We start from the raw sequence: 20,917 nt of genomic DNA, 5'->3' as shown, positions 1-20,917 counted from the left end.
CCGACAAAGAAATGGTGATGCCGGGCGATAACGTGTCGATCACCGTCAAGCTGATCGCCCCGATCGCGATGGAAGAAGGTCTGCGCTTCGCAATCCGCGAAGGCGGCCGTACCGTCGGCGCCGGCGTGGTTGCCAAGATCATCGCCTAATTTCGGTTAGCGTGATTCGCCGGTGGGCGCCTTTGCTGGCGTACCACCGGCACAACGGATGGGGACGGACTTTTCGGTCTGTCCCCATCTGTTTAAGTGAGAACGGTGATATACTCCCGCCTCTTGAGCAGTACCGAATTACCCGAAGCACCTTTTACACATTGCCGGCGCAAGCCGGAACGTTCTTTTAAAGGAAATAGCATGTCCGCTCCGAATCAGAAAATCCGTATCCGCCTGAAAGCGTTCGACTACAAACTGATCGACCAGTCCGCTCTGGAAATCGTCGACACCGCCAAGCGCACCGGCGCCGTCGTCAAGGGCCCGGTCCCGCTGCCGACCCGCATCCAGCGTTTCGACGTGCTGCGTTCCCCGCACGTGAACAAGACCTCGCGCGACCAGTTCGAAATCCGTACGCACCAGCGTCTGATGGACATCGTGGACCCGACCGACAAGACCGTTGACGCACTGATGAAGCTGGACCTGCCGGCTGGCGTCGACGTCGAAATCAAGCTGCAATAATCACGTGTCACCCGGCGGATTCGTCTGCCGGTGAAGACGGGGCTGGCACCGCTTTGCGGGCCGGCCCCGTTTTTTTTCCGGAGGCTCCATGCACGAATCCATCGTCATCGATACGCCCCGCCTGCGCCTGCGACAGTGGCGCGACAGCGATTACCCGCACTTCGCCGCCATGAATGCCGACCCGCGCGTCATGGAACATTTCCCGGCTCCGCTCGACCGCAGTGCCAGCGATGCCTTCGCCGAGCGCCTGCGCGCCGAGATCGTGGAACGCGGCTGGGGTTTCTGGGCGCTCGAGCTGCGCGAAGGAGAGGGGCATTTTGCCGGCGTCACCGGCCTGCGCGTGCCGGTGACGCAGCTGCCCATCGGACCCTGCGTCGAGATCGGCTGGCGCCTGGCCGCCCCGCACTGGGGAAAAGGCTATGCGTCGGAAGCGGCGAGCGCCGCCCTGGCCCACGGCTTCGAGGTGCTCGGCCTGGACGAAATCGTGTCCTTCACGGCCCTGCCGAATCTGCGTTCGCGGGCCGTCATGCGGCGTATCGGCATGCGCCACGACGGCGAGATCTTCGAGCATCCGAACGTCGCGCCAGGCCATCGCCTGCGCCCGCACTGCCTGTACCGCATGCGCCGCGAGGAGTGGAAGGCGCAAGGCCGCGTCCGCTGATCTTTGCGCTTCCGCGCCGCCTACGCCGCCTACGCCGCCCGCACATGGCCGACGCCCCCGCTGCCTGGCTGCGCCGCTGTCACGGACTAATAAAGTCCGCCACAACCTAATAAAGTTCGCCACAAAACAATAAAAGCTGCCACAAGGGCTCTAGCGGTACTCCGATGCCCCGCGACTTGTCGAGGTGGCAACAAGGTCGTACACTGAGCCATACCGATCGTCTGCTATCGGCCACAAGCGGCCTTTGCAGTCCAGCGGTACGGCCCTTCAAAGATTGTTGGCCGCAGACCTGAGGGGGAGCGATGGAATTTGGAATCGTGATTCGTATTGTTGGGGTTGACGCCGATGACGGCATGCTCACTGCAGCTGTCGACGTAGCCAGCCGTGGGTTCAGAGGAGTATCAGAGGTCTACACGACTGCAGACGCGCTCAAGGATCTGTCCTCACGACTCGAACTCTTTCCTGAAGGCCCCACAAAATCCCTTGAGTTCCAATTTGGAATCCCCGGTGGTTACGGATACCTTGGCCTCGCGTTCTCAGTCCTCGATGCGACAGGACGCTGCGCCTGTCAAGTGCGTTTGGAGTCGAACTACCTCCCGGCCTACGGGCATGGAAGCAAGAACCGAATCGACGTAGACATGGGCGTCGAGCCAAATGCGATTGACCGCTTTGTTTCTGACCTACAAAACCTGCTCAACAGCGAGACAGGAGAAGCGGTTTTAGAAGGAATCGAAAAGTTCTAATAAGCAGGTAAATCTGGCCATAAAGGATGTCCGCAATGGGTCGACTGCTGCCTGTCGTGACAGTCGAAGAGTTTGTCGGCTAGGCAATATGCTTTGCTGGCTCGGCAAATCGAGTACGGCTTAAAGCGATCATTATCGATGAAGGCTTAAGTGTAAGATGAAAAAATTAGTTGTACGGTTGTCACAAGTTTGCGCATTAGGCGCTTTTGTTTTTGCTATTTACAATTTTTCAACGGCGCCGACGTCGACCACGCTCGCGACCATCGCCGTTGCTCTCCTGCTCAGCGTGTCCGGTATCGCATTGGCAACCGTAAATTACAGAATGAATGTGCAAGATATCCCGTTGAAAAAAGAATCACCGGATTGGGGACCTTGGCAAAAAGCGTGCGCTGCTCTGTTCTATATTCTCTTGTTCGCTTCCTTAGGCTTTAAATTTGTCGGAAATTGAACCAGTCGACGTTTCCCCCGTTAACTGGCCTCTAACGTGCCGTACAGAACGGCCGAGTACGGCCAGGAGCAGACGCTTCGGAGACCTAAATTCGAGAGGCAGAAGTCGATGAGCAGCATAGGAATGATCTTCAGAGCAGATAGCCCGTTCCACACTTTGCCTGTGGACTGGGTTCCATGTCCGCTCGGGCCGCGCGGCTTTGTCGAACAGGTTGTGTCCGCCGCCATCCAAACGGCGCAAGGCGAAACCTCTACTCTCACGATCAACGTTGAGAATGAAGATGAATGCGCAGATCCACGCATTGTTTCGGTGTCGGGAGTTTGGGGCGAGACCGAAATGAAAGCTATCAGGTCAATTTGCAGATCGCTTGACGCCCGCTTTTACGATGCAGAACTGGCGGATTTCATCGAGCTATAAGGCTGCTGGTGGGCGGTAGGCGACCGGTTGAATGCGCAGTCGTAAGCGGACTCTCGCGCACCCAACGTGCCGTCTAGGCTGTGGCAGACTTTATTGTTGCAAGTGAACGGTGCAAGACCGTTCGCCGGGCTGTTGTGGCAAACATTATTTGCAAGAACAGCAGCCGGAATCGGTCCGCCTCATAGAGGACCTTGTGGCAAACTTTATTGTTAGTTCAAAGCCGCCACGGCATCGAGCGCAGCTGCGCCCTGCGCGTCTTGGCCTCTGCTTTCGACAAGCCGAACACCGCTCTGACCCTGAAAGAGGAGGGTCAGGCCCGCCTGCGCCACCTGGGCGTCGAACGCGGCGGACTGTTCTGTATCTTTTTATACATTGACAACCCGAAAGACTTGGTTCGGACGCTGTCCCTGCACTGAATGTGTTGTGATTGTTGAAACACATCGGCGATAATCGCCCCTCAGGGGGACGCGATGGCGACAATGAAGCAGGTAGCGGAGCGCGCCGGGGTCTCGATCTCGACGGTGTCGCATGTGATCAACAATACGCGCGCCGTCAGCGCCGATGTGCGCAAGCGGGTGCTGGATATCATCGACGAGATGCGCTACGTGCCCAGCGCCGTCGCCCGCAGCCTCAAGAACGACAAGACCAACACCATCGGCGTGCTGGTGCCGAACAGTTCGAATCCCTATTTTGCCGAGCTGATCCGCTGGATCGAGGACGCCGCCTTCGAGCTCGGCTACCACATCATCCTCTGCAATACCCACGGCGGCGCGCAGAAGCAGAGCGCCTATCTGCGCCTGCTGATGGAGAGGCGCATCGACGGCCTGGTGCTGGTGGCGAGCGGCGCCGACGAAGAGCACGAACTGCTGCTGCGCAGCCATGAATCCGTGCCCATCATCCAGCTCGACCGCGCCTTGCCGGGGCTGGATGCCGACCTGGTGCTGGCCGGGCAGGAAGAGGGTGCTTACCGGGCCACGCGCCACCTGATCGAGCTGGGCCACCGCGCCATCGCCTGCGTATCCGGGCCGGCCGACCTGCCGCGCAGCTGCGAACGGGTCGGCGGTTTCCTGCGCGCCATGGCCGAGGCCGGGATCGAGGTGCCGGACGACGATATCATCCGCGGCGAATTCAACAGCGCCGGCGGTCTGGCCGCCTTCTCCAGCCTGCTGACGCGGCCCAGGCGGCCGACGGCCGTGTTCGTCACCAGCGACCTGATGGCGATCGGTGGGCTGTGCGCCGCCAGCAGCGCCGGCGTGCGCGTGCCGGCCGAGCTGTCGGTGGTGGGCTACGACGACATCTGCGCGGCCTGCTACGCCTCCCCGCCGCTGACTACCATCGCGCCGCCCAAGCGCGAGATGGCGCGGCTGGCGGTCGGCCGGCTGATCGAACGCATCCGCGGCGGCGGCGAGGCGCTGCGCAGCATCGCCCTCGACAGTGCGCTGGTGGTGCGCGCCTCTACCGCCCCCTTGTACTGAGACCTCAGCCCACTGCCGGCGGCAGCGGCGCCGGGCCGCGTTCGACCGCCACCAGTCCCTCCTTTTCCTGCGCGGCGACGTCCCGCGCATCGTGCACGTGCAGGGTCTGCGCCGGGCGGGCCAGTTCGACGCCCATCTCCTCGAAGCGGTCCAGCAGCTGCAGGTAGATCTCCTGCTGGATGTCCATGAAGCGCACGTAATCGGGCACCTCGACCCAGTACACGACCTCGAAGTTATAGGAGGACGGTCCGATCCCGCTGAAGTGGGCGCGGTCGAAGGTGACCGGCTCGCGTGCCTTGACCAGTTCGGTGAGCAGCGGCGGAATCTCGCGCAGCCTGGCGGTCGGCGTGTCGAAGGTGACGCTGACGCCGAACACGACGCGGCGCCGGCTCATGCGCGTCATGTTCTGCAGCCGGCTCTTGAGCAGGTCGGCATTCGAGAACACCAGCTGCTCGCCGCCCAGGCTGCGGATCCTGGTCGTCTTCAGGCCCACGTGCTCGATCGTGCCCAGGTATTTGTCGACGATGACGAAGTCGCCGATCACGAAGGGCTTGTCCAGCACGATGGAGAGCGAGGCGAACAGGTCGCCGAGGATGTTCTGCACCGCGAGGGCAACCGCGATGCCGCCGATGCCCAGCGAGGCCACCAGGGTCGTGATGTTCACGCCGAGGTTATCCAGGATCATCAGGAGGATCACGATCCACAGCACCATGCGGGCGATGAAGCCGACCGCCGCGGCCGAGGTGGCGCGCGCCGGGTCGGCGTTGCTGCCGCCGTAGTACTCGGCCAGCCACGCGCGCAGTGCGGTATTGCCCCAGATCGCCGCCTGGATCAGGCCGACCACGATGGCGAAGCGCGTGGCGAACTGGTCCACCGACGCCGGCAGCAGCAGCACCGTGCTGCCCGCATACAGGCCCATGATCAGGATCGCCAGCGTCCTGGTCGCGTGCAGCGCGGCCACGGCGATATCGTCGAGCTTCGTATCGGTACGCGCCGCGATGATGCCCAGCCGGTGCACCACCACGGTTTTCGTCAGCTGCAGCGCCAGCGCGACCCCGACAGCGACGCCGAGCGCCGTCAGCCAGGTCAGTACCGAGTTATTCAGGAACATCACTTCCATTCAACATCCTTTCCAGATCGGCTCACGTGAGCTTTGCCATTGTACCGAGGGAGGGGCGTAGAAAAGTTTTCACGGATGGGTATTGCGCTTTACCAAAAGACGACCTTATAATGCGGCCTCCCCGGGCGGTTAGTTCAGCTGGTTAGAATACTTGGTCGACATCCAAGGGGTCGCAGGTTCGAATCCTGCACCGCCCACCAGAATTCCTCCATATCGCAGGCCCCGAGCCTGCAGAGAAAAGGTGAAGTAAGCCTTTTCTGTGCCGTTCGACAAGAACGGATTCCTTTCTTCTCCATGCCAAAAGCGTAAAACGCAACAGAGCGCGTTACTCCTCGCATTCTCCTGTTGCGCCTACTCGACGCGCGCGCTATACTAGCCGGCTTCGGTATGGGCTAGTCTTTTTTTGCCCATGCGTTTTTGTAGTTCAATTAGCCCCGCCCAATCGTAGGTGGGAATGGAGAAAAAATGAGCCTGGGCCTCCTCGGTCGCAAGGTTGGCATGATGCGCATCTTCACGGACGACGGCGATTCGATTCCCGTCACCGTGCTGGACGTGTCGAACAACCGTGTTGCGCAAGTAAAAACTCCTGAAACTGACGGTTACTCCGCTGTTCAGGTCGTATTCGGTCAACGTCGCGCCTCGCGCGTGAACAAGGCCAGTGCGGGTCACTACGCCAAAGCTGGTGTCGAAGCCGGTACGCTGCTGAAGGAATTCCGCATCGACGCCGCTCAAGCCGCTGGTTTCAAAGCTGGCGACGCAGTCAATGTCTCGATGTTCGAAGTGGGTCAGAAAATCGACGTGCAAGGCACCTCGATCGGTAAGGGCTACGCCGGTACCATCAAGCGTTACAACTTCTCCTCGGGTCGTGCTACCCACGGTAACTCGCGTTCGCACAACGTGCCGGGTTCCATCGGTATGGCACAGGATCCGGGTCGCGTGTTCCCGGGTAAGCGCATGACCGGTCACATGGGTGATGTCACTGTCACCACCCAGAACCTGGAAATCGCCCGTATCGACGCCGATCGTCAACTGCTGCTGGTGAAGGGTGCCGTTCCTGGCGCCAAGAACGGCCAAGTCGTTGTCAAGCCGGCTGTCAAAGTCAAAGCAAAGAAGGGAGCTTAAACGATGGAACTGAAGCTCCTGAATGAGCAAGGCCAAGCCGGCTCGAACGTGAGCGCCACCGACGAAGTCTTCGGTCGCGATTACAACGAAGCACTGATCCACCAGATCGTGGTCGCCTACGCCGCCAACGCGCGCTCGGGCAACCGCAAGCAGAAGGATCGTGAAGAAGTCAGCCACACCACCAAGAAGCCGTGGCGTCAAAAAGGTACGGGCCGCGCTCGTGCCGGTATGTCGTCCTCGCCGCTGTGGCGTGGTGGTGGTCGTATCTTCCCGAACTCGCCGGACGAGAACTTCTCGCACAAGGTCAACAAGAAGATGTATCGCGCCGGTATGTGCTCGATCCTGTCGCAGCTGGCCCGCGAAGAGCGTCTGAACGTCGTCGAGAACCTGACCATCGAAGCTCCGAAGACCAAGCTGCTGTCGCAAAAGCTGCAGGGCATGGGCCTGGAATCGGTCCTGGTGATCACCGACACCATCGACGAAAACCTGCTGCTGGCATCGCGCAACCTGCCGAACGTGCTGGTTGTCGAGCCGAAGCACGCTGACCCGATGTCGCTGGTGTTCTACAAGAAAGTCCTGGTCACCAAAGCTGCTCTGGCCAAGATCGAGGAGATGTACGCATGAGCGCCGCAATCAAATTCAGCGAAGAGCGCCTGATGAAGGTGCTGCTGGCTCCGGTCATTTCCGAAAAGGCGACCTTCGTCGCTGAAAAGAACGAACAGATCGTGTTCAAGGTTCTGCCGGACGCAACCAAGCCGGAAATCAAGGCCGCCGTCGAGCTGCTGTTCAAAGTCGAAGTGGAATCGGTGCAGACCGTGAACCGCGAAGGCAAGCAGAAGCGCTCGGGTCGTTTCATCGGTCGCCGCAACCACACCAAGCGTGCTTTCGTGGCCCTGAAGCCGGGTCAGGAAATCAATTTTGTCGAGGAGGCTAAATAATGGCACTCGTTAAGATGAAGCCAACCTCCCCAGGCCGCCGCGGCATGGTGAAGGTTGTGAACAGCGACCTGTACAAAGGTCGTCCGTTCGCAGCCCTGGTTGAGAAGAAATCGAAGACCGCTGGCCGTAACAACAACGGTCACATCACGACCCGTCACATCGGCGGTGGTCACAAGCACCACTACCGTGTCGTGGACTTCAAGCGCAACAGCAAGGATGGCATCCCGGCCAAGGTCGAGCGTATCGAATACGACCCGAACCGTACCGCCCACATCGCCCTGCTGTGCTACGCCGACGGCGCACGTGCCTACATCATCGCCCCGAAGGGCGTTGCTGTCGGCGACACGCTGATGAACGGCGCGGAAGCCCCGATCAAGGCCGGTAACTGCCTGCCGATCCGCAACATCCCGGTTGGTACCGTGATGCACTGCGTCGAAATGCTGCCGGGTAAAGGCGCACAGATGGCCCGCACCGCCGGCGCCGCTGTCGTGCTGATGGCTCGTGAAGGCACCTACGCTCAGGTTCGCCTGCGCTCGGGTGAAGTGCGCCGCGTGCACATCGAGTGCCGCGCCACCGTGGGTGAAGTCGGCAACGCCGAGCACAGCCTGCGCAAGATCGGTAAAGCCGGTGCGATGCGTTGGCGCGGTGTCCGCCCGACCGTCCGCGGTGTCGTCATGAACCCGATCGACCACCCGCACGGTGGTGGTGAAGGTCGTACGGCTGCCGGTCGTCATCCGGTGTCGCCATGGGGCCAGCAGACCAAGGGCAAGAAGACGCGTTCGAACAAGCGCACTTCGTCGATGATCGTCTCGCGCCGCGGCAAGAAATAAGGGATAAAACATGACTCGTTCATTGAAAAAAGGGCCGTTCATCGACGCCCACCTGGTGAAGAAAGTCGAAGCTGCGCAAGCCGCCAAAGACAAGAAGCCAGTCAAAACCTGGTCGCGCCGCTCGACGATCACTCCGGACTTCATCGGTCTGACCATTGCCGTGCACAACGGCAAGGTGCACGTGCCGGTGTACGTGTCGGAGAACATGGTCGGCCACAAGCTCGGCGAATTCGCGCTGACCCGTACGTTCAAGGGCCACGCTGCTGACAAGAAGGCGAAACGATAATGGAAACTAAAGCAATCCTCAAAGGCGTTCGCCTGTCCGAGCAGAAGGGCCGCCTGGTTGCGGACCTGATCCGCGGCAAGAAGGTCGACGCTGCGCTGAACATCCTGCAGTTCAGCCCGAAAAAAGGCGCGACCATCATCAAGAAAGTGCTGGAGTCGGCAATCGCCAACGCCGAGCACAACGATGGTGCCGACATCGACGAACTGAAGGTCGTTCAGATCTACGTCGAAAAGGGTCCGATCCTGAAGCGCTTTACGGCTCGCGCCAAAGGCCGCGGTGATCGCATTTCGAAACAATCCTGTCACGTCTACGTGACTGTCGGTAACTAAGGAGCATACGATGGGTCAGAAAATCCACCCAACCGGCTTCCGCCTGGCGGTCACCCGTAACTGGGCGTCGCGCTGGTACGCAGGCAACGGCAACTTCGCCGATATGCTGAAGGAAGACCTGGAAGCTCGCGCTTTCCTGAAGAAGAAGCTGAAGAACGCTTCCGTCGGCCGCATCGTCATCGAGCGTCCGGCCAAGAACGCCCGTTTCACGATCTACTCGTCGCGTCCGGGCGTGGTCATCGGTAAGAAAGGCGAAGACATCGAAGTTCTGAAGTCGTCGCTGACCAAGATCATGGGCGTGCCGGTGCACGTCAATATCGAAGAGATCCGCAAGCCGGAAATCGACTCGCAGCTGATCGCCGATTCGATCGCCCAGCAGCTCGAAAAGCGCATCATGTTCCGCCGCGCCATGAAGCGCGCAATGCAGAACGCAATGCGTCTGGGCGCCGTCGGCATCAAGATCATGTCGTCGGGTCGTCTGAACGGCATCGAGATCGCACGTACCGAATGGTACCGCGAAGGCCGTGTGCCCCTGCACACCCTGCGCGCCGATATCGACTACGGCACCAGCGAAGCCTCGACCACCTACGGCATCATCGGTGTCAAGGTCTGGGTCTACAAGGGCGATCGTTCGGCAACGGGCGAAGCTCCGGTGATCGACGTGCCGGCCGACGAGAAAAAGCCGCGCGGTCCGCGTCGTGACGACGGCAAACCGGCTGGCCGTGGCCGCCCGGGCGCCAAGCCAGGTACCGCACCAGCAGGCCGCCGCGCTGCCAAGCCGGCTGCTGAGAAAGCAGGAGAATAAGCATGCTGCAGCCATCCCGCAGAAAGTATCGTAAAGAGCAGAAAGGCCGTAACACCGGCATTTCGCACACCCGCGGCACCGCTGTGTCGTTCGGTGAGTTCGGCCTGAAGGCCGTTGCCCGCGGCCGTATCACGGCTCGCCAGATCGAAGCGGCACGTCGTGCCATGACCCGTCACATCAAGCGTGGCGGCCGTATCTGGATCCGTATCTTCCCGGACAAGCCGATCTCGAACAAGCCGGCCGAAGTCCGTATGGGTAACGGTAAGGGTAACCCGGAGTACTACGTCGCTGAAATCCAGCCGGGCAAGGTCCTGTATGAGATGGACGGCGTCGCAGAAGAACTGGCGCGCGAAGCATTCCGCCTGGCCGCTGCCAAACTGCCGCTGGCAACCACTTTCGTGGTGCGCCAAGTCGGCCAATAACAGGAGTTAAGAATGAAAGCAACGGAACTCCGCGGCAAAGACCAGGCAGCTCTGCAGCAAGAGCTGAATGAGCTGCTGAAGGCACAGTTCGGCCTGCGCATGCAACTCGCAACGCAGCAGCTGACCAACACCGCTCAGCTCAAGAAGGTGCGCCGCGATATCGCCCGCGTCAAAACCGTGATGACCCAGAAGGAAGCCAAATGAACGACACCACTAAAACGGCGCTGAAGCGTACGCTGGTCGGCAAGGTCGTGTCCGACAAGATGGACAAGACGGTAACCGTGCTGGTCGAGCGTCACGTCAAGCACCCGCTGTACGGCAAGATCATCGTGCGCTCGAACAAGTATCACGCGCACGACGAGACCAACCAGGCCAAGACCGGCGACACGGTCGAGATCCAGGAAGGTCGCCCGATCTCGAAGACGAAAGCTTGGACCCTGACCAAAGTTGTACAGGTCGCACAGGTTCTGTAAGGCCTGAAAATTTGTCTTGCGTGGCCCGCTGGTATCTGGGATACTAGCGGGCTTCGTTCATGTGTTGCCGCAGTTGTCCCCGCGATGTCTGCGGCCTGCAATGAAGTATTGGAAAGTCCAATCACCCAAACGTATTGCTCCAGCAGGGGCGGTGCGGCGGGACCAAGACTGACCGCAGGCCCACGGATTTCCGTGGGATTTTCTACGGCTTAAGTTGGGAAAGAAAATATCATGATTCAAACCGAAAGCCGGCTCGAAGTGGCCGACAATACCGGTGCAAAAGAAGTTCTGTGCATCAAGGTATTGGGCGGCTCCAAGCGCCGTTACGCCAGCATTGGCGACGTGATCAAGGTCACCGTGAAGCAGGCTGCTCCGCGCGGCCGCGTCAAGAAAGGTGAAATCTACAATGCCGTGGTCGTGCGTACCGCCAAGGGCGTGCGCCGTCAGGACGGCTCCCTGGTGAAGTTCGACGGCAACGCTGCCGTCCTGCTGAACGCCAAGCTGGAGCCGATCGGCACCCGTATCTTCGGACCGGTGACGCGCGAACTGCGTACCGAAAAGTTCATGAAGATCGTGTCCCTGGCACCTGAAGTTCTGTAAGGGAGTCGTAATGGATAAGATTCGTAAAAACGACGAAGTCATCGTTCTGGCCGGTAAGGACAAAGGCAAGCGCGGTGTCGTTCAGCAGCGTGTAGATGCTGAGCACGTCATCGTTGAAGGCGTGAACGTGGCCAAGAAGGCCGTCAAGCCGAACCCGATGACCGGCGTAACTGGTGGTATCGTCGACAAGACCATGCCGATTCACGTGTCGAATGTCGCGCTGTTCAATGCAGCGTCCGGCAAGGCTGATCGCGTTGGCTTCAAAGAAGTGGATGGCAAAAAAGTCCGCGTCTTCAAGTCGAACGGCGAAGTAGTGAAGGGGTAATAAGAAATGGCCCGTCTGCAACAAGTGTATAAAGACAAAGTCGTCTCCGAACTGACCGAGAAATTCGGCTACAAGTCGGTGATGGAAGTGCCTCGCCTGACCAAGATCACCCTGAACATGGGTCTGTCGGAAGCTGTCGCCGACAAGAAGATCATCGAGCACGCAACTGGCGACCTGACCAAGATCGCCGGCCAGAAGCCGGTCGTGACCAAGGCTCGCAAGGCAATCGCAGGTTTCAAGATCCGCGAAGGCTACCCGATCGGTACGATGGTGACCCTGCGCGGCGCCCGCATGTACGAATTCCTGGACCGTTTCATCACCGTGGCCCTGCCGCGCGTGCGTGACTTCCGCGGCGTGAGCGGCAAGTCCTTCGACGGCCGTGGTAACTACAACATCGGCGTAAAAGAGCAGATCATCTTCCCGGAAATCGATTACGACAAGATCGATGCGCTGCGTGGCATGAACATCTCGATCACCACCACCGCTAAGACCGACGAAGAAGCCAAAGCGCTGCTCGCCGCCTTCAAATTCCCGTTCAGGAACTAAGAGCATGGCAAAACTTGCACTGATCAACCGCGAACAGAAGCGTGCAGACCTGGTGGAGAAATTCGCCGCAAAGCGTGCCGCTCTGAAAGCAATCATCGACGACCAGTCGAAGACCGAAGAAGAGCGTTACGAAGCACGCCTGAAACTGCAGGCCCTGCCGCGTAACTCGGCCCCGACCCGCCAGCGTAACCGCTGCGCCATGACCGGCCGTCCGCGTGGCACTTTCCGTAAATTCGGTCTGGCCCGTACCAAACTCCGCGAATTCGCCATGAAAGGCGAAATCCCGGGTATGACCAAAGCTAGCTGGTAATAGGAGAATATGCAATGAGTATGAGCGATCCTATCGCCGATATGCTGACCCGCATCCGCAACGCACAAGGCGTGCAAAAGACCAACGTGTCGATGCCGTCGTCGAAAGTGAAAGTTGCGATCGCCAACGTCCTGAAGGACGAGGGTTACATCGAAGATTTCGCCGTGTCCACCGAAGGTGGCAAGTCGGAACTGAACATCGGTTTGAAATATTATGTTGGCCGTCCGGTTATCGAGCGCATCGAGCGCGTGTCCCGTCCTGGCCTGCGCATCTACAAGGGCAAAGACGAGATCCCTCAGGTCATGAACGGCCTGGGCGTCGCAATCGTCTCGACCCCGAAGGGTGTGATGACCGACCGTAAAGCACGTGCAACCGGTGTCGGTGGCGAAGTGCTTTGCTACGTGGCTTAAGGAGTAGACGATGTCTCGAGTAGCTAAGATGCCAATCGCCGTCCCGGCCGGTACCGATGTCGCGATCAACGCGTCGTCGATCACTGTCAAGGGCCCGCTGGGCACCCTGACCCAGCCGCTGAACGGCCTGGTCAAAGTGGAAAACAACAACGGCTCGCTGTCGTTCGACGTCGTCGACGATTCCCGCGAATCGAACGCAATGTCGGGCACCCTGCGTGCTCTGGTCAACAACATGGTGACCGGCGTGACCAAGGGCTTCGAGCGCAAGCTGACCCTGGTCGGCGTGGGTTACAAGGCAGCAGTGCAGGGCAACGCCCTGAACCTGTCGCTGGGTTTCTCGCACCCGGTTCTGCACGCGATGCCGGAAGGCGTCACCGCAACCACCCCGACCCCGACCGAAATCCTGATCAAGGGTATCGATCGTCAAAAGGTCGGCCAGGTTGCCGCAGAAGTGCGCGCTTACCGCTCGCCTGAGCCTTACAAGGGCAAGGGTGTCCGCTATGCGGACGAAGTGGTGAAGCTTAAAGAAACCAAGAAGAAATAATCGGAGCTGACGATGGACAAGAAAGAATCGCGTCTGCGTCGCGGACGCCAAACCCGCATCAAGATCGCGCAGCTGGGCGTGAACCGCCTGTCGGTGCACCGCACCAACCTGCACATCTATGCGAACCTGATCAGCCCGGATGCGAAAGTCCTGGTTTCGGCTTCGACGCTGGAAGCAGAAGTGCGCGCCGAGCTGGGCGGCAAGTCGGGTGCCGGCGGCAACGCTGCTGCAGCCGCACTGGTTGGCAAGCGCGTCGCAGAGAAAGCACTGAAAGCAGGGATCACCGAAGTCGCATTCGACCGTTCGGGTTTCCGTTACCACGGCCGTGTGAAGGCGCTGGCAGAAGCCGCGCGTGAAGCCGGTCTGAAGTTCTAAGGAAGAATCGTCATGGCAAAAATGCAAGCGAAAATGGCAAGCGACAAGCCGGATGATGGCATGCGCGAGAAAATGATCGCGATCAACCGTGTGACCAAAGTGGTCAAGGGTGGTCGTATCATGGGTTTTGCAGCGCTGACCGTTGTCGGTGACGGCGATGGCCGCATCGGCATGGGTAAAGGCAAGTCGAAGGAAGTTCCGGTCGGCGTGCAGAAGGCAATGGAAGAAGCCCGCCGCAACCTGATCAAGGTGCCCCTGAAGAACGGTACCCTGCAGCACACCGTTACCGGTCGTCACGGCGCCTCGCGCGTCCTGATGGCTCCGGCCAAGCCGGGTACCGGCGTGATCGCCGGTGGCGCAATGCGCGCAATCTTCGAGGTGATGGGCGTGACCGACGTGGTCGCCAAGTCGACCGGTTCGTCGAACCCGTACAACCTGGTTCGCGCAACCCTCGACGGTCTGGCGAAGATGAGCACTCCGGCTGACATCGCTGCCAAGCGCGGCAAGTCGGTCGAAGAGATCCTGGGTTAAGGGGAATTACCATGGCAAACACCATCAAAGTCAAGCTGGTCAAAGGCCTGATCGGTACCCGTCAGGATCACCGCGCCACCGTGCGCGGTCTGGGTCTGCGTCGTGTCAACTCGGTTTCCGAGCTGCAGGACACCCCGGCGATCCGCGGCATGATCAACAAGGTCAACTACCTCGTGAAAATTGTCGACTAAGCCGCGGCTTGGTTAACGGAGAAAACAATGCAACTCAATACCATTCAACCTGCTGACGGCGCCAAGCACGCTAAGCGTCGCGTCGGTCGCGGTATCGGCTCGGGCCTGGGCAAGACTGCCGGCCGTGGTCACAAAGGTCAGAAATCGCGTTCGGGCGGCTTCCACAAAGTCGGTTTCGAAGGCGGCCAGATGCCTCTGCAGCGTCGTCTGCCGAAGCGCGGCTTCAAGTCCCTGAACGCTACGTTCAAGGCTGAAGTCCGTCTGTCGGACCTGAACAACCTGGCCGTCGGCGATGTCGACATCCTGGTGCTGAAGCAAGCCGGTGTGCTGCCGGTCGTCGCTCGCGATGTGCGCGTGATCCTGTCGGGTGAAATCACCAAAGCGGTGAACCTGAAAGGCATCAAAGCCACCGCTGGCGCGAAGGCAGCGATCGAAGCAGCTGGCGGTTCGGTCGCCTAAACGCGGCCGCTGCCTGATCGGAGCAAAAATTGGCGACTAATTCACAACTTGGTAAAAGTGCCGCATCCGGTTTCCCCTGGGGCCGGTTGTGGTTCCTGCTTGGGGCATTGGTCGTGTACCGTATCGGCGCTCACATCCCGGTCCCCGGGATTGATCCCGCCGCTATGGCCAACCTGTTCAAGCAGAACGAGCGCGGCATCCTGGGCATGTTCAACATGTTCTCGGGCGGCGCGCTGTCCCGCTTTGCCGTGTTCGCTCTCGGTATCACGCCTTACATTTCGGCTTCGATCATCATGCAGCTGGCATCGATCGTCTCGCCGCAGTTGGAGGCGCTGAAGAAGGAGGGCGAAGCCGGCCGCCGCAAGATCACCCAGTACACCCGTTACTTCACGGTTGCACTGGCGTTGTTCCAGGCGTTCGGCATCGCGGTCTGGCTGGAGTCCCAGCAAGGCCTCGTGCTCGATCCGGGCATGGGCTTCCGCTTCGTGACCGTCGTGACCCTGCTGACCGGCACCATGTTCCTCATGTGGCTGGGTGAGCAGATCACGGAACGTGGTCTTGGCAACGGTATCTCGATCATCATTTTTGCCGGTATCGCGGCCGGTCTGCCGAGCGCACTGGGTAATCTGTTCACCCTGGTGTCGCAAGGTTCGATCAGCAGCATTTCCGCAATCTTCATCGTGATCCTGGTGGCCCTGGTGACCTACGCAGTCGTGTTCGTGGAACGCGGCCAGCGCAAGATCCTGGTGAATTACGCGAAACGCCAGGTCGGTAACAAGATCTACGGTGGCCAAACCAGCCACCTGCCGCTGAAGCTGAACATGGCCGGTGTGATTCCGCCGATCTTCGCTTCGTCGATCATCCTGTTCCCGGCCACGATCGTCGACTGGCTCACGCGTGGCAAGGACTCCTCGAGCCCGTTCGTCGGGTTCCTGAAGGACCTGGCTGCCTCGCTGAGCCCGGGCGAACCGATCCATGCGTTGCTGTATGCGGTGGCGATCGTGTTCTTCTGCTTCTTCTATACGGCGCTGGTATTCAACAGCAAGGAAACGGCGGACAACTTGAAGAAGAGCGGTGCATTCGTTCCGGGCATCCGTCCGGGCGAGCAAACTGCGCGCTACATCGACAAGATCCTGATGCGCCTGACCCTCGCCGGTGCGGTCTACATCACCCTGGTGTGCCTGCTGCCGGAGTTCATGACGTCGTACTGGAAAGTTCCAGTGTATTTCGGCGGCACCTCACTGCTGATCGTAGTGGTGGTGACCATGGACTTCATGGCACAAGTGCAGAACTACGTCATGTCGCAGCAATACGAATCGCTGCTGCGCAAGGCGAATTTCAAGGGCGGGATCCCGTCGCGTTAAGCGGCGTGATACCCAGAAGTGGAATAGACCGAATGGCAAAAGACGACGTCATCCAAATGCAAGGGGAGATTCTCGAGAATCTCCCGAACGCGACCTTTCGCGTAAAGCTGGAAAACGGGCACGTGGTGTTAGGACATATCTCGGGCAAGATGCGGATGAACTACATTCGCATTTTACCTGGCGACAAGGTAACGGTAGAATTGACCCCTTACGACTTGTCCCGGGCCCGCATCGTGTTCCGCACCAAGTAAAAACTGATTTCGAATTGATAAGAGAGTGCAAAAATGAAAGTTAACGCTTCAGTCAAGCGGATCTGCCGCAACTGCAAGATCATCAAGCGTAAAGGCGTGGTCCGCGTGATCTGCGTCGAGCCGCGTCACAAGCAGCGTCAAGGTTAATACGAGGAATAACGAATGGCACGTATTGCAGGGGTCAACGTCCCCAATCATCAGCACACCGTCATCGGCCTGACGGCGATCTACGGCATTGGCCGTACCCGTTCGCAGCAGATCTGCGCAGCGACCGGCGTTGCTACCAACAAGAAGGTCAAGGACCTGGACGACAACGAACTGGAAAAGCTGCGTGAGCAGGTTGGCAAGTTCGTGGTCGAAGGCGATCTGCGCCGCGAACTGTCCATGAACATCAAGCGTCTGATGGACCTGGGCTGCTACCGCGGCATGCGTCACCGTAAGGGCCTGCCGGTCCGCGGTCAGCGTACCCGTACCAATGCACGTACCCGCAAGGGCCCGCGCAAGGCCGCTCAATCGCTGAAGAAATAATCTAGGAACCGACAATGGCTAAGCAACAAAGCAGCGCGGCAGCAGCACGCATCCGCAAGAAGGTCAAGAAGAACGTCGCCGAAGGCATCGCACACGTCCACGCGTCGTTCAACAACACCATCATCACGATCACCGATCGTCAGGGCAATGCTCTGTCGTGGGCAACTTCCGGCGGTGCTGGCTTCAAGGGTTCGCGTAAATCGACCCCGTTCGCGGCTCAGGTCGCAGCTGAAGCAGCCGGCAAGGTCGCTCAGGAATACGGCGTGAAGAACCTGGAAGTGCGCATCAAGGGCCCGGGCCCGGGCCGTGAATCGGCTGTGCGCGCGCTGAACAACCTGGGTATCAAGATCACCGAGATCCAGGACGTGACGCCGGTGCCGCACAACGGCTGCCGTCCGCCGAAGCGCCGTCGTATCTAATCCGACTGGCGGGTTCGCCCGCCTGTTGTTGATACGCGACGAGATCGTCGTCAAAGAATCGCCGGAGCAGTGAATCCAGAAATGGGTTATACTGCCCGGCTATTGTCGCCTTGCGTCGTCTCGATGCAGGGTTTTTGTAAGCCACGTCCAGTCTCATGCAGAACTGGACTAGCGCCTGTTGCGTTCGCATTCATTCGTATCGCATCCGGGGCGTGATCATTCAAACAAAGGAAGTTTAACGTGGCACGTTATATTGGACCAAAAGCAAAACTGTCGCGCCGTGAAGGCACCGACCTGTTCCTGAAGAGCGCACGCCGCTCGCTCGACTCCAAGTGCAAACTGGACGTCAAGCCGGGCCAGCACGGCGTCAAGTCGGGCCAGCGTACCTCGGACTACGGCAACCAGCTGCGTGAAAAGCAGAAGGTCAAGCGCATGTACGGCATCCTGGAGCGCCAGTTCCGCCGTTACTTCGCCGAAGCGTCGCGCCGCAAGGGCAACACCGGCGAAACCCTGCTGAAGCTGCTGGAAGCCCGTCTCGACAACGTCGCTTACCGCATGGGCTTCGGCTCGACCCGCGCCGAAGCGCGCCAGCTGGTCAGCCACAAAGCCTTCACCGTGAACGGCCAGGTCGTGAACATCGCTTCGTTCCAGGTCAAGACCGGCGACGTCGTTGCTGTCCGCGAAAAGGCCAAGAAGCAGACCCGTATCGTCGAAGCGCTGTCGCTGGCTGAACAAGTCGGCATGCCGAGCTGGGTGTCGGTCGATTCGAAGAAGATGGAAGGCACCTTCCGCTCCTTCCCGGAGCGTAACGAGATCGCTGCCGACGTCAACGAAGCACTGATCGTCGAACTGTACTCGCGTTAATTGACAAATCGGGCGGCGCGCCGGCCGATTTGTCATCCCCGCGACGGCGGGGACCCAGGTTTGGCTGTGCAGTGTTAGCCCGAACTTGGGTTCCCGCCTCCGCGGGAACGACGGGCGCCGTCCCGTCAAACACAGAATTCGCTGTACCCGCCCGCCATCGCAGCGGGCGTTTCTACTGATGCCATCAGCCTTATCGGTGTAACGAGCCGAGGGTATTGATAAAGGACCTTTCATGCAAAATAGTCTGTTGAAGCCACGTATCATCGATGTCGAAGCGCTCGGTGCCGGTCACGCCAAAGTCGTGATGGAGCCGTTCGAACGTGGTTATGGCCATACGCTGGGCAACGCGCTGCGCCGCGTGCTGCTGTCGTCGATGATCGGCTACGCGCCGACCGAAGTGACGATCGCCGGCGTCGTGCACGAGTACTCGTCGCTGGATGGCGTGCAGGAAGACGTGGTCGACCTGCTGCTGAACCTGAAGGGTGTCGTGTTCAAGGTCCACAACCGCGACTCCGTGACGCTGACCCTGAAGAAGGAAGGCGAAGGCCCCGTCCTGGCATCGGACATCGACCTGCCGCACGACGTCGAACTGATCAACCCGGAACACGTGATCGCTCACCTGACCGCCGGCGGCAAGCTGGACATGCAGATCAAGGTCGAGAAAGGCCGCGGCTATGTGCCGGGTAACGTGCGCCGCCTGTCGGAAGACACCAACAAGACCATCGGCCGCATCATCCTGGACGCGTCGTTCTCGCCGGTCCGTCGCGTGTCCTACGCCGTGGAATCGGCTCGTGTCGAACAGCGTACCGACCTGGACAAGCTGATCATCAACATCGAGACCAACGGCGTCATCACCCCGGAAGAAGCGATCCGCCAGTCGGCACGCGTGCTGGTCGACCAACTGAATGTGTTCGCCGCCCTGGAAGGCACCGAAGCCGCTGCGGAAGCCCCGTCGCGCGCTCCGCTGGTCGATCCGATCCTGCTGCGTCCGGTGGACGACCTGGAACTGACCGTCCGTTCGGCAAACTGCCTGAAGGCCGAGAACATCTACTACATCGGCGACCTGATCCAGCGTTCGGAAAACGAACTGCTGAAGACCCCGAACCTGGGCCGCAAGTCGCTGAACGAGATCAAGGAAGTCCTGGCATCCCGTGGCCTGACCCTGGGCATGAAGCTGGAAAACTGGCCGCCGGCAGGTCTGGAAAAGTAATTTGCAGTACCCGCCCGCGCAATTCGGCGCGGGCGTTTTATTCAAACTTTGAACCGGTCCGCGTTCCTGCAATTTGCCTGAACGATCGAAGAACTGGAATATAAAACTCGAAAGGATTTACCATGCGTCACCGTCACGGCCTCCGTAAGCTGAACCGTACTTCGTCCCACCGCCTGGCCATGCTGCGCAACATGACCGTTTCGCTGCTGCGTCACGAAGCGATCAAGACCACCGTTCCGAAAGCCAAGGAACTGCGCAAAGTCGTCGAGCCGATCATCACCCTGGGCAAGAAAGACACCCTGGCAAACAAGCGTCTGGCATTCGCCCGCCTGCGCGACCGTGAAATCGTTCAGAAGCTGTTCGCCGACATCGGCCCGCGCTTCGCGAACCGCAACGGCGGCTACACCCGTATCCTGAAGATGGGCTTCCGCGTTGGCGACAATGCACCGATGGCCTACGTCGAGCTGACCGACCGTCCGGAAGTCGGCGTCGACGAAAACGCACCGACCGCCGAGTAATCGTCAGTCAGCGTTTGAAAAAACCAGGCCTCGTGCCTGGTTTTTTTTCGCCCGTGCATCGCCGGCACACCCGGTGTACCATGCTGCTGGCTAAACCAATCCCTGTGCCCATGCTCCGATTCCTGCTTTCCCTGATCGCCTGCACCTTCCTGCTCGCGCCCGCGTACGCGGACGACGACTTCCTGCCGCCCGAACAGGCCTTCAAGTTCTCGGCTCGCATGGTCGATCCGCACACGGCCGAGGTCAGCTATGCGATCGCCGACGGCTACTACATGTACCGCGAGCGCTTCAAGTTCACGGCCGCCGGCGCCAGACTGGGCGAGCCGCAGGTCCCGCCGGGCAAGGTCAAGTTCGACGAAACCTTCAACAAGGACGTCGAGACCTACCACCACAGCGTGGCGATCCGCATTCCGGTGCAGGGAGAAGGTCCGTTCACCCTGACCGCCACCGGCCAGGGCTGCGCCGACAAGGGCCTGTGCTATCCGCCGCAGGACGCCAGCATCCGCCTGGTGGCCGCCGGCGGCGGGGCAGGGCAGGCGCAACCGCAGATGAGCCTGCCTGCCGGCCAGCAAGCCGCCGGTCCGCTCGGTTCGGCGCCGGCCGCCGAAGGCGCAAGCGGCTTCACGCTGCCGGGCCAGTCGGCGCCGCCGGCGGCATCCCGGCCCGCAGCCGTCGGCTCATCCACGATCGAACCGGCGCCGGCGAGCGGTGCCGCGCCTGCGGCCGCACCGGCGA

The 20,917-nt window shown here is 60.1% G+C and carries 37 protein-coding genes, 1 tRNA gene and 1 pseudogene; 38 read left to right on the top strand and 1 reads right to left on the bottom strand.

All coding sequences use genetic code 11. The features are described from left to right. The 8 genes and pseudogenes from AB4Z32_RS26810 to AB4Z32_RS26775 all read left to right on the top strand — a co-directional run. Positions 1-149, top strand: a pseudogene (locus AB4Z32_RS26810) (elongation factor Tu); the annotation flags it as partial. 201 nt (positions 150-350) lie between these two features. Next, positions 351-668: a 30S ribosomal protein S10 gene (gene rpsJ / locus AB4Z32_RS26805; RefSeq protein ID WP_005663509.1), complete on the top strand. Its 318-nt coding sequence runs from the start codon at positions 351-353 to the stop codon at positions 666-668. Between the two features lie 88 nt (positions 669-756). Next, on the top strand, positions 757-1,329 hold the full coding sequence (locus AB4Z32_RS26800; protein WP_442124872.1) for a GNAT family N-acetyltransferase: 573 nt from the start codon (positions 757-759) through the stop codon (positions 1,327-1,329). A 302-nt stretch (positions 1,330-1,631) separates the two neighbouring features. Beyond that, positions 1,632-2,072 (top strand): hypothetical protein, encoded by a 441-nt coding sequence (locus AB4Z32_RS26795; protein WP_442124871.1) that lies wholly within the window; start codon positions 1,632-1,634, stop codon positions 2,070-2,072. A gap of 157 nt (positions 2,073-2,229) precedes the next feature. Then, positions 2,230-2,520: a hypothetical protein gene (locus tag AB4Z32_RS26790; protein WP_442124870.1), complete on the top strand. Its 291-nt coding sequence runs from the start codon at positions 2,230-2,232 to the stop codon at positions 2,518-2,520. 108 nt (positions 2,521-2,628) lie between these two features. Further along, positions 2,629-2,937, top strand: a complete 309-nt coding sequence (locus AB4Z32_RS26785) for a hypothetical protein (RefSeq protein ID WP_442124869.1) — start codon at positions 2,629-2,631, stop codon at positions 2,935-2,937. A 191-nt stretch (positions 2,938-3,128) separates the two neighbouring features. Further along, positions 3,129-3,353 carry a hypothetical protein gene (locus AB4Z32_RS26780; protein WP_442124868.1) on the top strand — a complete coding sequence of 75 codons (225 nt, stop codon included), beginning with the start codon at positions 3,129-3,131 and terminating at the stop codon, positions 3,351-3,353. A 54-nt stretch (positions 3,354-3,407) separates the two neighbouring features. Next, a complete protein-coding gene (locus tag AB4Z32_RS26775; RefSeq protein WP_442124867.1) occupies positions 3,408-4,412 on the top strand; it encodes a LacI family DNA-binding transcriptional regulator in 1,005 nt (334 codons plus the stop codon). A 4-nt stretch (positions 4,413-4,416) separates the two neighbouring features. On the opposite strand, the gene AB4Z32_RS26770 is transcribed toward AB4Z32_RS26775, so the two are convergent. Further along, positions 4,417-5,532 (bottom strand): mechanosensitive ion channel family protein, encoded by a 1,116-nt coding sequence (locus AB4Z32_RS26770; protein ID WP_442124866.1) that lies wholly within the window; start codon positions 5,530-5,532, stop codon positions 4,417-4,419. Positions 5,533-5,655: 123 nt separating this feature from the next. On the opposite strand from AB4Z32_RS26770, the gene AB4Z32_RS26765 reads away from it, so the two are divergent. The 30 genes from AB4Z32_RS26765 to AB4Z32_RS26620 form a co-directional block, all read left to right on the top strand. Continuing rightward, positions 5,656-5,732, top strand: a tRNA-Val gene (locus tag AB4Z32_RS26765). A gap of 265 nt (positions 5,733-5,997) precedes the next feature. After that, positions 5,998-6,654, top strand: a complete 657-nt coding sequence (gene rplC / locus AB4Z32_RS26760; protein WP_258844038.1) for a 50S ribosomal protein L3 — start codon at positions 5,998-6,000, stop codon at positions 6,652-6,654. 3 nt (positions 6,655-6,657) lie between these two features. After that, positions 6,658-7,278 (top strand): 50S ribosomal protein L4, encoded by a 621-nt coding sequence (gene rplD, locus AB4Z32_RS26755; RefSeq protein WP_290414987.1) that lies wholly within the window; start codon positions 6,658-6,660, stop codon positions 7,276-7,278. Next, a complete protein-coding gene (rplW, locus tag AB4Z32_RS26750) occupies positions 7,275-7,592 on the top strand; it encodes a 50S ribosomal protein L23 (RefSeq protein WP_442124865.1) in 318 nt (105 codons plus the stop codon). The genes rplD and rplW overlap by 4 nt, the downstream gene beginning before the upstream one ends. After that, on the top strand, positions 7,592-8,422 hold the full coding sequence (rplB, locus tag AB4Z32_RS26745) for a 50S ribosomal protein L2 (protein WP_442124864.1): 831 nt from the start codon (positions 7,592-7,594) through the stop codon (positions 8,420-8,422). Before rplW ends, rplB begins: the two co-directional genes overlap by 1 nt. 10 nt (positions 8,423-8,432) lie before the next feature. Beyond that, a complete protein-coding gene (rpsS, locus tag AB4Z32_RS26740; RefSeq protein ID WP_047826122.1) occupies positions 8,433-8,708 on the top strand; it encodes a 30S ribosomal protein S19 in 276 nt (91 codons plus the stop codon). Beyond that, complete coding sequence (gene rplV / locus AB4Z32_RS26735) at positions 8,705-9,037, top strand: 50S ribosomal protein L22 (RefSeq protein WP_170976705.1); 333 nt, start codon at positions 8,705-8,707, stop codon at positions 9,035-9,037. The genes rpsS and rplV overlap by 4 nt, the downstream gene beginning before the upstream one ends. A gap of 10 nt (positions 9,038-9,047) precedes the next feature. Next, entirely contained in the window at positions 9,048-9,842 is a 795-nt protein-coding gene (gene rpsC / locus AB4Z32_RS26730) for a 30S ribosomal protein S3 (RefSeq protein ID WP_379771848.1), read from the top strand. Positions 9,843-9,844: 2 nt separating this feature from the next. After that, the gene (gene rplP / locus AB4Z32_RS26725; RefSeq protein WP_005663456.1) at positions 9,845-10,264 is read left to right on the top strand and encodes a 50S ribosomal protein L16; all 420 of its coding nucleotides are present in this window, start codon (positions 9,845-9,847) and stop codon (positions 10,262-10,264) included. A 12-nt stretch (positions 10,265-10,276) separates the two neighbouring features. Then, positions 10,277-10,468, top strand: coding sequence for a 50S ribosomal protein L29 (rpmC, locus tag AB4Z32_RS26720; protein ID WP_442124863.1), 192 nt, complete (start codon positions 10,277-10,279; stop codon positions 10,466-10,468). Then, positions 10,465-10,737 carry a 30S ribosomal protein S17 gene (rpsQ, locus tag AB4Z32_RS26715; RefSeq protein ID WP_047826119.1) on the top strand — a complete coding sequence of 91 codons (273 nt, stop codon included), beginning with the start codon at positions 10,465-10,467 and terminating at the stop codon, positions 10,735-10,737. The genes rpmC and rpsQ overlap by 4 nt, the downstream gene beginning before the upstream one ends. Positions 10,738-10,968: 231 nt before the next feature. Continuing rightward, positions 10,969-11,337 carry a 50S ribosomal protein L14 gene (gene rplN, locus AB4Z32_RS26710; RefSeq protein ID WP_036172202.1) on the top strand — a complete coding sequence of 123 codons (369 nt, stop codon included), beginning with the start codon at positions 10,969-10,971 and terminating at the stop codon, positions 11,335-11,337. A gap of 10 nt (positions 11,338-11,347) precedes the next feature. After that, positions 11,348-11,662: a 50S ribosomal protein L24 gene (gene rplX / locus AB4Z32_RS26705; protein WP_047826118.1), complete on the top strand. Its 315-nt coding sequence runs from the start codon at positions 11,348-11,350 to the stop codon at positions 11,660-11,662. Between the two features lie 6 nt (positions 11,663-11,668). Then, positions 11,669-12,208: a 50S ribosomal protein L5 gene (gene rplE / locus AB4Z32_RS26700; protein WP_442124862.1), complete on the top strand. Its 540-nt coding sequence runs from the start codon at positions 11,669-11,671 to the stop codon at positions 12,206-12,208. A 4-nt stretch (positions 12,209-12,212) separates the two neighbouring features. Next, positions 12,213-12,518 (top strand): 30S ribosomal protein S14, encoded by a 306-nt coding sequence (rpsN, locus tag AB4Z32_RS26695; RefSeq protein ID WP_036240351.1) that lies wholly within the window; start codon positions 12,213-12,215, stop codon positions 12,516-12,518. A gap of 14 nt (positions 12,519-12,532) precedes the next feature. Next, positions 12,533-12,928: a 30S ribosomal protein S8 gene (rpsH, locus tag AB4Z32_RS26690; RefSeq protein WP_230023611.1), complete on the top strand. Its 396-nt coding sequence runs from the start codon at positions 12,533-12,535 to the stop codon at positions 12,926-12,928. A gap of 10 nt (positions 12,929-12,938) precedes the next feature. Then, positions 12,939-13,472, top strand: coding sequence for a 50S ribosomal protein L6 (gene rplF / locus AB4Z32_RS26685; RefSeq protein ID WP_442124861.1), 534 nt, complete (start codon positions 12,939-12,941; stop codon positions 13,470-13,472). A gap of 12 nt (positions 13,473-13,484) precedes the next feature. Further along, complete coding sequence (rplR, locus tag AB4Z32_RS26680; protein WP_036240357.1) at positions 13,485-13,847, top strand: 50S ribosomal protein L18; 363 nt, start codon at positions 13,485-13,487, stop codon at positions 13,845-13,847. Positions 13,848-13,859: 12 nt separating this feature from the next. Next, entirely contained in the window at positions 13,860-14,378 is a 519-nt protein-coding gene (gene rpsE, locus AB4Z32_RS26675; RefSeq protein WP_047826112.1) for a 30S ribosomal protein S5, read from the top strand. An 11-nt stretch (positions 14,379-14,389) separates the two neighbouring features. After that, on the top strand, positions 14,390-14,569 hold the full coding sequence (rpmD, locus tag AB4Z32_RS26670; protein ID WP_036240361.1) for a 50S ribosomal protein L30: 180 nt from the start codon (positions 14,390-14,392) through the stop codon (positions 14,567-14,569). Between the two features lie 27 nt (positions 14,570-14,596). Then, positions 14,597-15,028 carry a 50S ribosomal protein L15 gene (gene rplO, locus AB4Z32_RS26665; protein WP_296953170.1) on the top strand — a complete coding sequence of 144 codons (432 nt, stop codon included), beginning with the start codon at positions 14,597-14,599 and terminating at the stop codon, positions 15,026-15,028. A gap of 29 nt (positions 15,029-15,057) precedes the next feature. Then, positions 15,058-16,392 (top strand): preprotein translocase subunit SecY, encoded by a 1,335-nt coding sequence (gene secY, locus AB4Z32_RS26660; protein ID WP_442124860.1) that lies wholly within the window; start codon positions 15,058-15,060, stop codon positions 16,390-16,392. A gap of 32 nt (positions 16,393-16,424) precedes the next feature. Next, positions 16,425-16,643, top strand: coding sequence for a translation initiation factor IF-1 (gene infA / locus AB4Z32_RS26655; protein WP_005663428.1), 219 nt, complete (start codon positions 16,425-16,427; stop codon positions 16,641-16,643). Between the two features lie 33 nt (positions 16,644-16,676). Continuing rightward, positions 16,677-16,790, top strand: coding sequence for a 50S ribosomal protein L36 (rpmJ, locus tag AB4Z32_RS26650; protein ID WP_005663407.1), 114 nt, complete (start codon positions 16,677-16,679; stop codon positions 16,788-16,790). A gap of 15 nt (positions 16,791-16,805) precedes the next feature. Then, positions 16,806-17,171 (top strand): 30S ribosomal protein S13, encoded by a 366-nt coding sequence (rpsM, locus tag AB4Z32_RS26645; RefSeq protein WP_047826109.1) that lies wholly within the window; start codon positions 16,806-16,808, stop codon positions 17,169-17,171. Between the two features lie 14 nt (positions 17,172-17,185). Continuing rightward, positions 17,186-17,590 (top strand): 30S ribosomal protein S11, encoded by a 405-nt coding sequence (rpsK, locus tag AB4Z32_RS26640; protein ID WP_036172227.1) that lies wholly within the window; start codon positions 17,186-17,188, stop codon positions 17,588-17,590. A 240-nt stretch (positions 17,591-17,830) separates the two neighbouring features. Beyond that, the gene (rpsD, locus tag AB4Z32_RS26635; protein WP_442124859.1) at positions 17,831-18,454 is read left to right on the top strand and encodes a 30S ribosomal protein S4; all 624 of its coding nucleotides are present in this window, start codon (positions 17,831-17,833) and stop codon (positions 18,452-18,454) included. A gap of 232 nt (positions 18,455-18,686) precedes the next feature. After that, positions 18,687-19,664, top strand: coding sequence for a DNA-directed RNA polymerase subunit alpha (locus AB4Z32_RS26630; RefSeq protein ID WP_296953178.1), 978 nt, complete (start codon positions 18,687-18,689; stop codon positions 19,662-19,664). 122 nt (positions 19,665-19,786) lie between these two features. Then, complete coding sequence (gene rplQ, locus AB4Z32_RS26625; protein ID WP_047826107.1) at positions 19,787-20,182, top strand: 50S ribosomal protein L17; 396 nt, start codon at positions 19,787-19,789, stop codon at positions 20,180-20,182. A 110-nt stretch (positions 20,183-20,292) separates the two neighbouring features. Next, the coding region (locus AB4Z32_RS26620; protein WP_442124858.1) for a protein-disulfide reductase DsbD domain-containing protein at positions 20,293-20,917 on the top strand (625 nt) is incomplete at its 3' end.

The organism is Massilia sp. 2TAF26 (assembly GCF_052115005.1).
Lineage (GTDB): Bacteria > Pseudomonadota > Gammaproteobacteria > Burkholderiales > Burkholderiaceae_D > Telluria.
Note: the sequence above shows the minus strand (reverse complement) of the source record. Positions and strands in the feature narration are given on the sequence as shown.